The organism is Variovorax sp. J31P207 (genome assembly GCF_030316965.1).
GTDB lineage: Bacteria > Pseudomonadota > Gammaproteobacteria > Burkholderiales > Burkholderiaceae_C > Variovorax > Variovorax ginsengisoli_B.
In genome coordinates this window covers 155454-168161 of the sequence record NZ_JASZYN010000002.1, presented here as the reverse complement: position 1 = coordinate 168161, position 12708 = coordinate 155454, and the positions used below count along the sequence as shown (strand labels likewise).

Below are 12708 nucleotides of genomic sequence, written 5' to 3'. Positions count from 1 at the left end.
GGCGGCTCAGGCGGCCTGCCGCTTCTGCCGTGCCGACCTTGGCGCTTCGCTTCGCGCCAGCCACAGTCCGCTCGCGATGATCAGCGCGCCGCCGCACAGCGTCCATGCATCGGGCGCGGCACGCCAGAACAGCCAGTCCAGCGCGAGCGCCCAGGCGAGGGCGCTGTATTCGAAGGGCGCGATGGCGGCGGCCTGGCCGTGGCGGAAGGCCTCGGCGATGGCCATCTGGCCCAGAAAGCCGCTGATGGCCAGACCCGCAAGCACCCCCAGGTGCTGGGCCTGGATCGGCACCCATTGCGGCGCCGCCAACAGGCTGCCGCCCACCGCCATGCCGGCCGTCGTCCAGAACACCAGCGCGGCGCTCGATTCGGTGCGGCTGATGAGCCGGCCCAGCATGTTCGACAGCGCATAGCAGACTGCGGCCACCAGCACCGCCAGCGCACCCATCGAGAGGAAGGCACCCTGCTCGGGCCGCAGTGCGATGAGGACACCGACGAAGCCCAGCCCGATCGCGATCCAGTGCCGCGGCTGGACCGACTCGCCCAGCATCGGCACGGCGATCAGCACCATCAGCAGCGGAGCGATGAAACTCAGCGTGTAGGCTTCGGCCAGGCCCAGGGTCTTCAGGCCATAGACGAAGAGCACGAGCATCGTCATGTTCAGCGTGGTGCGCAGCAGGTGCAGGCGCCAACGCAGCCGGCGGCTGAAAACGCCGGCGGCCTCGCGCCGCCAGGCGATGTACAGGCACACCAGGGGCAGGGCCGTGAGACCGCGCAGTGCCATCACCTGCACCGGCGGGTAGTGCCCGGCCAGGTTCTTGAGCAGCGCGTCCATGCCGGCGAAGAAGGCGCAAGCCAGCAGCATCGCGGCGATGCCGCGCAGGGTTCCAGTCGAGTGCATGGGCAGGTTGTCTCGCGGCGGTGGCCGGGGAAAGGCCGTGTCCTTGGCGCCTGTCTCAGGCGCTGCGAACGTCGGGGTCTGGCCGACTGTAGCCTGTGCGGTCGTCGGGCACTTCCGCGTCGATGAGCTGGCGCATCCGCGCCGTGATGGCCGCGCCGAGCGCCTGCGCCTCGTCCGCTCCTGCGCTCGCCGGATGGCCGAAGCTGACCCTGGCGACCAGACCCCGGTAGCGCGGCAGTGCCACCTGCAGTGCCGCGGCGAGCTTCTCCTTGTCGTGCGCCGTGCGGCGCAGCCGCGTGAGCGGATGCCGCTGCGCATCCGGCGAGATGACATGGCTCACCAGCGCGGGCACGAAGCGCGTGGCCGGCGCCAGCCGGGCGAACAAGGCATAGCTGCCGGACCAGTTCCGCAACGACGCCGTGGCCCGCTGCGCACCGAAGGTGGCGGGGTCGGGCTCGATCTCTCCGGCCGGGAAGGTCAGCAGGGCGCCGCCTTCGTGCAAATGCCGGGCGGCGGCCCGAACGACGGCCATCCGCCCGCCATCTTCATCATCCGGCAGGAAGATCAGCTGCCGCGCGACGTTCGGCAGGGCGCGAAGAAATGGCCGATCCGCAGCGATCACCCGCAGGTCGGGACGGGACGCGAGACTGGTGAAGAGTGCGACCGTGTCGGTCATTCCCGGGTGGTTCGCCAGGATGACCACGGGGCCTTGCGTCGGAACATGTTCCAGCCCCGAGGTGACGAGGCCGGCGGTCATCCGGTCCATCAGCCAGGCGCTGCCCTGCGCGAGGCCATGGTCGCCGACCCGGGTGTCGAACTCGTGCGCAGTCCGGGCGAAGCGGCGGGCCGCGGGCCGCAACAGGTGGCGCAACGGCGTGCCGCGCAGGCGCGACAGGCCGATCGCATCCAGCAGGTCGAGGATGTTGAGTTCGGTCAGGGTCTCGACCCATGGCGACGAGGCGGCGGTCATCTGCCGACATCGTACGCACATGCCGGACCGATCGGCGGCTGCGCCCGGCGGGTCAGGACTTCGCCGCCAGTTCACCGGCGCCGCCGAGCGCCTTCGACACCGCCACCAGACCCAGCGCCAGCCGGCTCGTGCTCTCGGTGTACTCGCGCTGCGCCTGCAGCCAGGTGCGCTGGGCGTCGAGCTGCACCAGGAAGTCGGTCAGGCCGTGGTCGTAGCGCACCCGGGCCAGCTGCAGCGCGTCGCGGCTGCTGCGTTCGCGCTCGGCGAGCTGCACGTTGCGCAGCCGCTCGGCCGTGTAGGCGCTCAGGGCATCGTCGATCTCGTGCCAGGCCTTCAGCACGGTCTGCTGATAGCTCACCGCCGCTTCCTGCTGCTGCAGTTCGCGCAGGGTCACGGTGGCGCGGCGGCGGCCGCCGTCGAAGATCGGCACCTGCAGGCTGGGACCGATGGACCATTGCCGACTGCCCCAGTCGGCAAAGCTGTCGCCATCCACCGACTGGAAGCCGAAGCCCGCGCCGATGGTGATGCGCGGGTACAGGTCGGCCACCGCCACGCCGATGTTGGCGGTGGCGGCGTGCAGCTGCGCCTGGGCGACCTGGATGTCGGGCCGGCGCAGTGCCATGTCCGAAGGCAGGCCCAGCGAAAGGTCGGGCAGGGCGGCGGCAGCGGCCGCATCGGACGGGGCCGCGAGCTGCGACTGCAGCGCACCGGGCCGGTCGCCGAGCAGCAGCGTGATCTGGTTGATGGCCAGCGCTTCCTGGGCCAGCAGCTGCGGCAGGCGCGCCCGCAGATCGGCCGCCTGCGCGCTCTGGCGCGTCACGTCGAGGTCGGTCGTCAGGCCGCCGTCGGCGCGGGCCTTGATCAGTTCCAGGGTCTCCTCGGCGGCGGCGATGTCTTCGCGGGCGATCTTGATCTGGCGCTGCGCCGCACGCAACTCGAAGTAACGGCGCGCGACCTCGGCCTGCACGCTGAGCTGCGCCTGGGCGAGCAGGGCCTGCGAGGCGCTGACGTTGGCGTCCGCGGATTCGACCGCGCGCCGAATGCGGCCCCAGAGGTCGAGTTCCCACGAGGCATCGAAGCCGGCCTGGTAGAAGTAGTGCGGCTCGCTCAGCACCTGGATCAGTTGTTCCTGGTTGGGCGGATTGATGGCGTCGAGCAGCCGCCTTGTCTCGCCGTTCTCGCTCTGGCGCAGCCGTGTCACGCCGGCGCTGGCGTTGATCTGCGGGGCCTTCTGCGATTCGACGACGCTGCGCTGTGCGCGGCTCTGCAGGAAGCGCAGCGCGGCGGTCTGGAGGTCGGCGTTGGCGGCCAGCGCGCGCGCCTCCAGCGCATCGAGCACCGGGTCGCCGAACATCGTCCAGCCGGCGGGCGCCGGCGTGTCCGTGCGCGCCTGCGGCGGGATCAGCGCCGGCGAGCCGCCGTGCCAGGCGGCGAAGCTCGGTGGCGCCGCGGGCGTTTCGGGCTTGAAGTCGGGGCCGACCGCACAACCGGCCAGCGTCAGCGCCGCCAGCCAGGCCGCGCAGTACGGGGAGCGAAGAGAGATCGTCATGTCGATGTCCTTGGAAGCTTCAGACCAGGCGATGGCGGAACAGCCAGGCGGCCAGCGGCAGGGTGATCGCCGCGATGATGAAAAGCGGGATGAGGTTGTGCCAGACCGTGAGCAGCCCGACGCCCTCGAGGTACACCCGCTGCACGAGATCGATGGCGAAACGCAGCGGGTTGGCCAGCGTCGCGATCTGCAGCGCGCGCGGCATGTTGCTCACCGGGGTGGTCAGGCCCGACAGCAGCATCATCGGCATGATCAGCACGAAGGTGTAGAGCATCGCCTGCTGCATATTGGCCGACACGGCCGAGATCGACAGCCCGATGCCCACGCTGGCGACCGTGAAGAAGACCAGGCCGGTGTAGAGCGTGACCAGCGACCCGGCCATCGGCACCCTGAACCACAGCAGCGTCACCAGCAGCACCAGGGTGGACTGCACCAGCCCGATGAACACCGGCGGCACTGCCTTGCCGATCATGATCTCGGTCGGCGAGAGCGGCGTGACGAGCAGCTGGTCGAAGGTGCCCTGCTCGCGTTCGCGCGCCACCGACAGCGCGGTCAGCAGCAAGGTCTGGATCATGCTGAGCGCGGCGATCATGCCCGGCATGAAGTTCCAGCGCGTCTCCAGGTTGGGGTTGAACCAGGCGCGCGATTCGATCCGCACCGGCGCCTGCGCGCCGCCATGCCGCTGGCGCCACTCGACGTTGAAGGCCTCCACGACGGAGCCGACGAAGCCCGCCGCCGAGCCGGCGGTGTTGGAGTTGCGCGCGTCGAGGATGAGCTGGATGGGCGCCTGCTCGCCGGCGTCGAGCTGCCGCTCGAACTGCGGCCCGATCTGGATGACGACCAGCGCCTCCTGGGCGTTGACGATGGGCGCGATCTGGACCGGCGAATCGAGCGTGGCGGCACGGCGGAACACGCCCGTGCCGTCGAGCTTGGCGATCAGGGCGGTCGATGCGCCGCTGCGGCTCTGGTCGAGCAGCGCGTAGTCGACATGCGTCAGGTCGTAGGTGGCGGCGTAGCCGAAGAGCAGGCTCTGCATGAGTGCCGGCACGACCAGGATCACGCGGCTGGAAGGGTCCTTGAGGATGACCAGCAGTTCCTTGCGGCAAAGATGTGCCACGCGCCGCAGGAATTCGATGAATGAGCCGTTCATGGGTCGTTGTCCTTCAGTCCAGCTTCTTGCGGGTGACGAAGCGCGCGACGCCGAGCAGCACCACCGCATAGGCGAGCAGGATGGCGCAGTTGCGCAGGATCAGCGGCCACACGTTGCCCGCGAGGAAGAGCGTGCGGATCAGCTCCATGAAGTAGGTCGCCGGCAGCACCTGCCCGACGATGCGGACGGCCGTCGGGACGTTGCGCAGGTCGAACAGAAAGCCCGACAGCATCAGCGACGGCAGGAAGCTCGAGATCAGCGCGACCTGGCTGGCGAGAAACTGGTTGCGCGTGACGGAGGAGATCACGAGGCCCACGGCGACGGCGACGATCAGGTAGAGCATCGCGCTGATCACGATGACGGCGAGCGAGCCGTACATCGGCACCTCGAACAGGAAGCGTGCCGCCACCAGGCACAGCAGCAGGCCGGCCATGCCGATGCCGAAGTACGGGATGATCTTCGCCAGCAGGATCTCCACCGGCCGCACGGGCGTGACGAACAGCGCCTCCAGCGTGCCGCGTTCCCATTCGCGCGCCATCACCAGTGCGGTGAGGAAGGCGCCGACCAGCGTCATGATGAGCACGATGAGCCCCGGCACCAGGTACCACGTGCTGTCGTTGGCCGCGTTGAACCACATGCGTTGCTCGATCGTGACCCTGCCGATGCCCGGCGGCGTGCCGCCGCCGGCGCGGTCCGCCACGCGCAGGGCATCCTGCGCCAGCGCGCTGCTCGCATAGCGCAGCACGATGGTGGCCTTGCCCGCATCGGCGCCATGCACGATCAGCTGGATGCTCGCGTCGCCCGCAGCGAGCCGGCGCGAGAAGTCGCCCGGCACGCGCACGATGCCGTCGACCTTGCGCTGGTGCATGAGGGCCTCGGCCTCGCGCATCGATGTCAGCATGACCGGCGAGATGTAGGGCGTGAGCTGCAGGCCGGAGACCGCCTGCACCGCGGTGGGAGAGGTGTCTTCGAGCACCACGGCGATCGGCGCGTTCTTGACGTCGAGCGAGAGCCCGTAGCCGAAGATCAGGATCAGCAGGATGGGCAGCAGGATGCCGATCGCCAGGCTGCTGGGGTCGCGCATCAATTGGCGGGATTCCTTGCGCGTGAGCGCGATCAGCCGCGGCCAGAAGCGGCTGCGCGGCGCGTCGGGCTGCGGCTGGGCCGGTGCGGTCATGCGCTGGCTCCTCGCAGGGGCGTGGCCGGTGCGCGGTCGCGCGCCGCCGGCGTGGATCTCTGGCCGGCTTCGCGCGCATGTCTGACGATGTCGATGAAGGCGTCTTCCATGCTGAGCCGGCTGTCGGCCGCGCTGCCGGCCTGCACCCGCACCTCCCGCGGCGTGCCGATGGCGAGCAGCTTGCCGGCGTCCTGGATCACGATGCGGTCGCAGTACTCGGCCTCTTCCATGAAGTGGGTGGTGATGATCACGGTCACGCCGCCGGCGGCCAGCGCCGTGATGCGCCGCCAGAACTCGCGCCGCGCCAGCGGATCGGTGCCGCTGGTGGGCTCGTCCAGGAACAGGATCTCGGGTTCGTGCAGCAGGCCGGTCGCCATCGCCAGGCGCTGCTTGAAGCCGCCGGGCAGCTGGCCGCTGGTGGCGCTCTCCTGGCCGACCAGGTCGAACTGGCGCAGCACGGTCCGGATGCGATCGTGCAGCCGATCGCCGCGCAGGCCGTAGGCGCCGCCGAAGAATTGCAGGTTCTCGGCCACGGTGAGGTTGCCGTAGAGCGCGAACTTCTGCGAGACGTAGCCGATGCGCGCCCGTGCCTGGGCGCGGGCGGTGCGCAGGTTGACGCCGGCCACCTGCAGGAAGCCGCTGCTGGCCGGCAGCAGGCCGCAGAGCATCCGGAAGGTGGTGGTCTTGCCGGCGCCGTTGGGGCCGAGCAGGCCGAATATCTCGCCGCGGCGGACGTCGAAGCTGGTGCTCGCCACGGCGGTGAAGTCGCCGAACTTGCGCACCAGGTCTTTCACCTGGATGACGACTTCGGGCGTGTCGGCGGCGACGGGCTGCGTTGCGGGCTGCGGGTGCTCGGCGGCGGCGGCCCGCTGCGCGCGCAGCAGCACCATGAAGCCGTCCTCGAGGCGCGCCGCCACTGGCTGGGCCGGTGCGCCGGCCAGCAGTGCGTCGAGCGCTCCGGCCGGCGCATCGGGCCGCCGGATGAAGCGCACTTCGCCGCCTTGCGGCACGGCGTCGATGATCGATGCGGGCGCGTCGAGCAGGTGGGCCTGCAGCGTACGCGGCGCGGTGCCGGTGGGCGGCGTGGCGACGAAACAGAGATCCCTCGCGTTGTCGCGGATCTCGCCGGGCGAGCCTTGCGCGATGAGCTTGCCGCCATGCAGCACGAAGACCTGGGCACAGCGCTCGGCCTCGTCGAGATAGGCGGTGCTGACGATCACCGACAGATGTTCTTCGTCGACCAGCTGCTGCACGATCTGCCAGAGCTCGCGCCGCGACAACGGGTCGACGCCGACCGTCGGTTCGTCGAGCAGCAGCAGCGCCGGCGAGCGCACCAGCGTGCAGGCCAGCCCCAGCTTCTGCTTCATGCCGCCGGAGAGCTTGCCGGCGGGGCGCGCGGTGAAGCGGCCGAGATCGGTCATTTCCATCAGGCGGGCGTAGCGCGCTTGCCGCGCGGCCCGGCTGACGCCGTGGAGGTCGGCGTAGAGATCGAGGTTCTCCTGCACGCTGAGGTCTTCGTAAAGGCCGAAGCGCTGCGGCATGTAGCTGATGCGGTCCTGCACCGCCTGCGGATCCTTCGCGACGTCGATGCCGAGCACCTGCAGCGCGCCTTCGTCGGCCCGCATCAGGCCGGCGGCCAGGCGCAGCAGCGTGGTCTTGCCGGCGCCGTCCGGGCCGACCAGCGCGGTGAGGGTTCCGGCCGGCACTTCGAGCGACACGTCGTCGAGCGCGCGCACCGGCTCCGCCACGCCCTTGATCTGGAAGCGCTTGTGCAGGCCCCGGCCCGCCAGCGCCGGCCCGGTGCCGGCCATCAGGGCCTGCTCCCCGCGTTCGTCGAGCCGGCGTCCAGCGCGAGCCGCACCGTCACGGGCATGCCCAGCCGGAGCCGGTCGCCCGGGTCATCGGCCAGCACCCGGATCTCGTAGACCAGGCTGCTGCGCAGCTCTTCGGTCTGCACGGTCTTGGGGGTGAACTCGGCCACCGATGAGATGTAGCCGACCTTGCCGGCCAGCGGCTCACCGGGGTGGCTGTCGGTTGCCAGCGTGGCGGCCATGCCGGGCCTGATCCGGCCCAGGTCGGCCTCGGTGACATAGGCCCGGACCCACTTGGGATCGGTGATCGCGAGCGTGAACACCGGGCGCTGCGGCGAGGCCATGTCGCCGGGCTCCATGAGGCGCGCGCGCACCACCGCATCGATCGGCGCGACCAGCCGCGCTTCCTGCAACTGGTGCCGGAGCACCGCCAGGGCGGCGGTGGCCACATCGAGCTGCGCCTGGGCCTGCGCGATGTCTTCCTTGCGCGGCCCGGTGACCACCAGCTGCTGCGCCTTGCGTGCGTTCTCCAGCTGCGCGTCGGCGACCTTGCGGCGCGCCTGCGCGGCGTCCAGGTCCTGCTGGCTGACGGCGCGGCCGGCGGTGGTCTGGCGGATGCCCTGCATCCGCTCGAGCTGCTGGCGGGCCAGTTCGGCGTCGGCCTGCGCGGCGGCAACCTGGGCGCGCGACTGCGCCACCTCTTCGGGACGGCTGCCGGCCTTGAGCCGCTGCAGCACCTGCGCCTGGCTGGCGATCTGGGCCTCGGCCTGGGCCGCCTGCAGCTGCAGGGTGCGGGTGTCGAGCTCGCCCAGCACCTGCCCGGCCGTCACGCGGTCGCCTTCCTGGACCGAGAGCCTGGCGATGCGCTCGCTGCCATTGAAGGCCAGAGAGACCTGGCGCAGATCGACATTGCCGTAGAGCACGAGCTGGTGCGCATCGGCTGGCTGGCGGCTGAAGTACCAGATGGCGAACGCGCCCGCAGCGAGGAGGGCGACGGCACCGGCAAGGAGGGGTTTCTTGTTCATGGGCTGCTCTCGGATGAGTGGCCTGATGATATCAAATTCAAATTCAAATTCAAACTTATTTTGGAGGGTGCGGACTGCTTGCCGCCCGCCGGGCCGGCACAGGTGAATTGCTGCCAAGTTGCGTGAACTATGTCAAGGTGGAGAGCGTTAACTTCCGGTGCCCTCCGGATCGGCGGCCGGACTTCTCTTAAAGTCCAGCAAAGCCCGGCAACAGGCAAAGACGTTCGGAACAAGTCCGGGGAATCGGCCCCGCGCGCCCCGCGAAGCCCTTCATGACGTTCAAGAAACTCCGGATCACCGGGCCCGGGGCTGCCCCCTACCAGCTCGGTCAGCCCATGCATGTGTACGACGCCAACGTTCTGCTGGGAACGCTGGATCCCGTGCCCGTGAGCAATGGCGGTACGGAAATCCACATCGAGCATTTCCAGCCGACCCGGGTCGTGCGGGACGAGCAGCGGCATGTCGGGCGGCTGGTGTTCCTCGAGATCTGCGCCTTCATCTCCGAGCAGTTCCACCAGGTGCAGGCGATCAGCTTCGCGTTCACGCGCGACGTCAGCATCCTCGGGGGCGGCATCCAGCAGGCGGCCGCGCGCATGGAGACCATGGACCGCATCGGCGCCATCAACGTCCAGATCCGCCCCAAGGCCGATGCGCTGCCCGGCCAGTTCGTCGTCACCGGCGTCTGGGCCTACAGCGAATCCAGCATGTCGGCGCTGCGCGTCGTGCTCGAGGAGCAGCGCGCCCTCTATCGCAATCGCCCGATCGCCATCGGCGTGGCGGACAAGCCGGGTGTGCGGGCGGCGCTGCGGCGCCTGGTCTCGCGGCGGGGCGGGTAGGGCGAACAGGCCCTGAGCGTCCTACGCCGAATGACGTCGGCGTCGCCCCACTTCGACGTATTGACGCCCCGGCAGGCGCGGCAATACTCGGTGCCAGGCGACCCAAGGGGGATTTCCGTTGAATCCAGCCCGCATCCTCACGCTTCTGGCGCTGCTGCCCCTGGGCTGCGGCCTGGCCGGACACGCCCTCGCCGGCGAGTTGCGCGGCCGGGTGGTGTTCGCGGGCTCGCCGCCGGCGCCGGTCAAGGTGCCGGTCACGATCGACCAGTACCTGTGCGGCAACGAGAAACCCGCCGACGACCTGCAGTTGTCCGCCGCCAATGAGATCCGCAACGCGGTGGTCTGGATCGAGACGCCGCCGCCCGGCGCACCGCTGCCGCCTCGCACCGAGAAGGTCGAACTCGACCAGAAGGGCTGCACCTTCGTGCCGCGGGTCGTGATCGTGCCGGTCGGCGGCACGGTGGATTTCCTCAACAGCGACCGGCTGCTGCACAACATCCACGCGACGCCGAAGCGCAACGTGTCGTTCAACCGCACGCAGCCCATGGGGCGGACGATCCCGGTCACCTTCGCCGAGCCCGAGATCGTGCGCATCAACTGCGACCTGCATGCCTGGATGGTGGCCTGGGTGGTGGTGGCGGCGCACCCCTACTATGCGGTCACGGGCGCCGACGGGCGCTTCGCCTTCGACAAGCTGCCGCCGGGCCCGTACAAGCTGCAGATCTGGCACGAGCGCCTCGGCATGGTGCCGGCCAGCGTGACGGTCGGCGACCAGCAGCCGGCGCAGATCACGGTCGAGATGAAGCCGCGCTGAGCGGCCCGGCACAGGTTCTCAGGGCAGCACGCTGATCTTCTTGGACGCCTCCCAGGCCGCGGAATGGGTGGGCTCGGCCACCGCGCGCAGCGAGCCGCCCTCGTCGAGTGCCACCGTGAAGGTCACGGTCGGTGCCGAATACACCGGGTGCAGGTAGGCGCGCGCGATTTCCACCGAGTCCTTGTAGAGCGCGATGTAGCGCACGAAGTGCTCCTGCAGCGAAGGGTGCATCGAACCGACCCCGACGCTCACCGTCACGTTGAACCAGGCGCCGCGCCGGACGCTGTCGGGCGCGATGATCTTCGGCGTGTGCTTGGGGTCGCTGCTGGTGTGGATCTGCCGGAACTCGGGCGTGAACTGCTGCGCCTGGTCTTCTTCGGCCCGTGCCGGCACGACGGCGGCGAGCAGCCCCAGCAACAGCAGCATGTGGCCGCCACCGGCGGCCGTGCGGATGGTCTTCGTCATGCGACCTCCTGTGCGTTGGCCTCAGAGACCCGGCAGGAACTGCTTCACCATGGCGAGCAGCGCGCTCGGGCTGTAGGGTTTGGCGAGATAGCTCGCGGCGCCCGCCTGCATCGCCTTCTCGCGGTCGCCGCTCAGGGCGTACGAGGTGATGACGATGATCGGGATGTGGCGCGTCGGCGCCTCGGTGGTCAAGAGGCGGGTGGCGTCGAGTCCCGACATCTTCGGCAGTTGCACGTCCATCAGGATCAGGTCGGGCAGCTCCTGCCGCGCCAGGGCGACACCGGTCTCGCCGTCGCCCGCCTCGATCAGGCGGCAGGGCGATCGGCTGAGCAGCTGCCGCACGATCTTGCGGTTGTACTCGTTGTCCTCGACGTAGAGGATCTTGCGCTCGCTCATGAACCGCCTTCCCCCGCGCGCAGCGGCACGGAAAACATGAACCGCGAGCCCTTGCCCAGTTCGCTCTCGACCCAGATGCGGCCGCCCAGCCGCTCGACGAACTTCTTCGAGATGCTGAGGCCCAGCCCGGTGCCGCCGAACTCTCGCGTGATGGTGGTGTCGACCTGGCGGAACTCGGTGAAGATGTTGTCGAGTTCCTGGGCCGCGATGCCGATGCCGGTGTCGGCGACGCAATAGACCAGCTGGTCGCCGACCTGCTCGACGGCGATGTCGACGCTGCCCTGGCGCGTGAACTTCAGCGCGTTGCCCGCCAGGTTGGTCAGGCACTGGGTGAGACGGCCGCTGTCGCCGCGTGCCACCGGCAGGTCGTCCGGCACATGGGCCGTGAACGCCAGGCCCTTCTCGGCCGCGATCGAGCGCAGCGAGCTGCGCACCGTGTTCACCACGTCGCCGACCGAGTAGTCCTCGAGCGCGACTTCCATCCGGCCGGCCTCGATCTTCGACAGGTCGAGCACGTCGTTGATCAGCCGCAGCAGGTTGCGTCCGTTGACCTGGATGTCGGTCAGCGGTTCCTTCAGCACCTCCGGCACATCGCCATAGATGCCGTCGATCATCATCTCGCTGAAGCCGAGGATCGCGTTCATCGGGGTGCGCAGCTCGTGGCTCATGTTGGCCAGGAACTCGCTCTTGGCCTGGCTGGCGCGCGACAGCTGCTCGTTGAGGTCCACGAGCTTGGCGGCGGCCTGCCGCTGGGAGTCGTCGAGACGATGCAGTTGCTGGCTCATGTGGTTCATCCGGTCGGCGAGCGTTCCGAATTCGTCACGGTTGGGGACCGAGATTCTGCGCCCGAAGTTGCCCGCCGCGACATCGTCCAGATAGCCATGGGCCGCGCGCACCGGCAGGATGAACGACCACGAGATCACGAAACCGCAGAGCCAGGCCAGCAGCACGGCGCTGACCGCGAACACGCAGGTCAGGACCAGCGCGCGGCGGTTGGCGGCGTCGACGCTGTCGCGCAGGCTCGCCATCCGGTTCTGCTCCGCGTCCACCAGCTGGCCCATGCGCTGCGCGATCTCGGCATCGAGGCGCTCCTCGCGCTGCAGCAGCTCGCCCGTGATGTCCGCCAGCTTGCCGTCGCGGATCGCGTTGGCGATGTCGGCCACCACGCCCATGGCGTCGTCCTGCGAAGCGCGGATCTGGTCGATCAGCCCCTTCTGGCCCGCGGTCGCGGCGGTGTCGAGCTTGGCCAGGGTCTCGTTGAAGCGATTGTTCTCGCGCAGTATCCGCTCGATCGAGGCCTCGTCCTTCGACAGCAGCGCCAGCGCCGTGAAGTGCATCTGCCGGCCCAGCGCGTACTGGCTCTGCTGCGACCAGCTGACCCGCTCGTGGGCCTGGTCGAGCAGGCGGCTCTGGGCGGTGGTGTTCAGGTGCAGCAGCAGGCTGGCGACCGCCATCGCGATGAACAGCAGCGTGATGATCAGGAAGGCGACCAGCAGCTTGGTGTGGACCGAGGCCCGGACGTGCGCGACCCGCAGCACCAGCCAGGCAAATGGTGACCGCTTGAGCACGCGCGTAACAAGCTGTTCAAGTTTGATGGCCAGGCCTCCGCTGCGCA

At 69.5% G+C, this 12708-nt stretch carries 12 protein-coding genes; 2 read left to right on the top strand and 10 right to left on the bottom strand.

Annotation, left to right across the window (positions count from 1 at the left end; translation table 11 throughout):
- Nucleotides 1–6 precede the first annotated feature (6 nt).
- From QTI68_RS06420 to QTI68_RS06390, 7 genes are read right to left on the bottom strand one after another with little or no spacing between them, the layout of a single operon-like run.
- The gene (locus QTI68_RS06420) at nucleotides 7–900 is read right to left on the bottom strand and encodes a DMT family transporter (RefSeq protein ID WP_286520428.1); all 894 of its coding nucleotides are present in this window, start codon (nucleotides 898–900) and stop codon (nucleotides 7–9) included.
- Between the two features lie 55 nt (nucleotides 901–955).
- On the bottom strand, nucleotides 956–1870 hold the full coding sequence (locus QTI68_RS06415; protein ID WP_286520427.1) for a 1-acyl-sn-glycerol-3-phosphate acyltransferase: 915 nt from the start codon (nucleotides 1868–1870) through the stop codon (nucleotides 956–958).
- A 52-nt stretch (nucleotides 1871–1922) separates the two neighbouring features.
- On the bottom strand, nucleotides 1923–3419 hold the full coding sequence (locus QTI68_RS06410) for an efflux transporter outer membrane subunit (protein WP_286520426.1): 1497 nt from the start codon (nucleotides 3417–3419) through the stop codon (nucleotides 1923–1925).
- Between the two features lie 19 nt (nucleotides 3420–3438).
- Nucleotides 3439–4569: an ABC transporter permease gene (locus QTI68_RS06405; protein WP_286520424.1), complete on the bottom strand. Its 1131-nt coding sequence runs from the start codon at nucleotides 4567–4569 to the stop codon at nucleotides 3439–3441.
- A 13-nt stretch (nucleotides 4570–4582) separates the two neighbouring features.
- Nucleotides 4583–5746, bottom strand: a complete 1164-nt coding sequence (locus QTI68_RS06400) for an ABC transporter permease (RefSeq protein ID WP_286520422.1) — start codon at nucleotides 5744–5746, stop codon at nucleotides 4583–4585.
- Nucleotides 5743–7557 (bottom strand): ATP-binding cassette domain-containing protein, encoded by a 1815-nt coding sequence (locus QTI68_RS06395; RefSeq protein WP_286520421.1) that lies wholly within the window; start codon nucleotides 7555–7557, stop codon nucleotides 5743–5745. Before QTI68_RS06395 ends, QTI68_RS06400 begins: the two co-directional genes overlap by 4 nt.
- Nucleotides 7557–8582, bottom strand: a complete 1026-nt coding sequence (locus QTI68_RS06390; protein WP_286520420.1) for an HlyD family secretion protein — start codon at nucleotides 8580–8582, stop codon at nucleotides 7557–7559. The genes QTI68_RS06395 and QTI68_RS06390 overlap by 1 nt, the downstream gene beginning before the upstream one ends.
- 272 nt (nucleotides 8583–8854) lie before the next feature.
- On the opposite strand from QTI68_RS06390, the gene QTI68_RS06385 reads away from it, so the two are divergent.
- Entirely contained in the window at nucleotides 8855–9418 is a 564-nt protein-coding gene (locus QTI68_RS06385; RefSeq protein WP_286520419.1) for a hypothetical protein, read from the top strand.
- Nucleotides 9419–9536: 118 nt separating this feature from the next.
- Complete coding sequence (locus QTI68_RS06380; RefSeq protein WP_286520418.1) at nucleotides 9537–10232, top strand: carboxypeptidase regulatory-like domain-containing protein; 696 nt, start codon at nucleotides 9537–9539, stop codon at nucleotides 10230–10232.
- A gap of 18 nt (nucleotides 10233–10250) precedes the next feature.
- Here QTI68_RS06380 and QTI68_RS06375 read toward each other — a convergent pair whose 3' ends face one another.
- From QTI68_RS06375 to QTI68_RS06365, 3 genes are read right to left on the bottom strand one after another with little or no spacing between them, the layout of a single operon-like run.
- Nucleotides 10251–10697 carry a desulfoferrodoxin family protein gene (locus tag QTI68_RS06375; protein ID WP_286520417.1) on the bottom strand — a complete coding sequence of 149 codons (447 nt, stop codon included), beginning with the start codon at nucleotides 10695–10697 and terminating at the stop codon, nucleotides 10251–10253.
- Between the two features lie 21 nt (nucleotides 10698–10718).
- Entirely contained in the window at nucleotides 10719–11093 is a 375-nt protein-coding gene (locus QTI68_RS06370) for a response regulator (protein ID WP_286520415.1), read from the bottom strand.
- The gene (locus tag QTI68_RS06365; protein ID WP_286520413.1) at nucleotides 11090–12661 is read right to left on the bottom strand and encodes a sensor histidine kinase; all 1572 of its coding nucleotides are present in this window, start codon (nucleotides 12659–12661) and stop codon (nucleotides 11090–11092) included. The genes QTI68_RS06370 and QTI68_RS06365 overlap by 4 nt, the downstream gene beginning before the upstream one ends.
- Nucleotides 12662–12708: the final 47 nt, after the last annotated feature.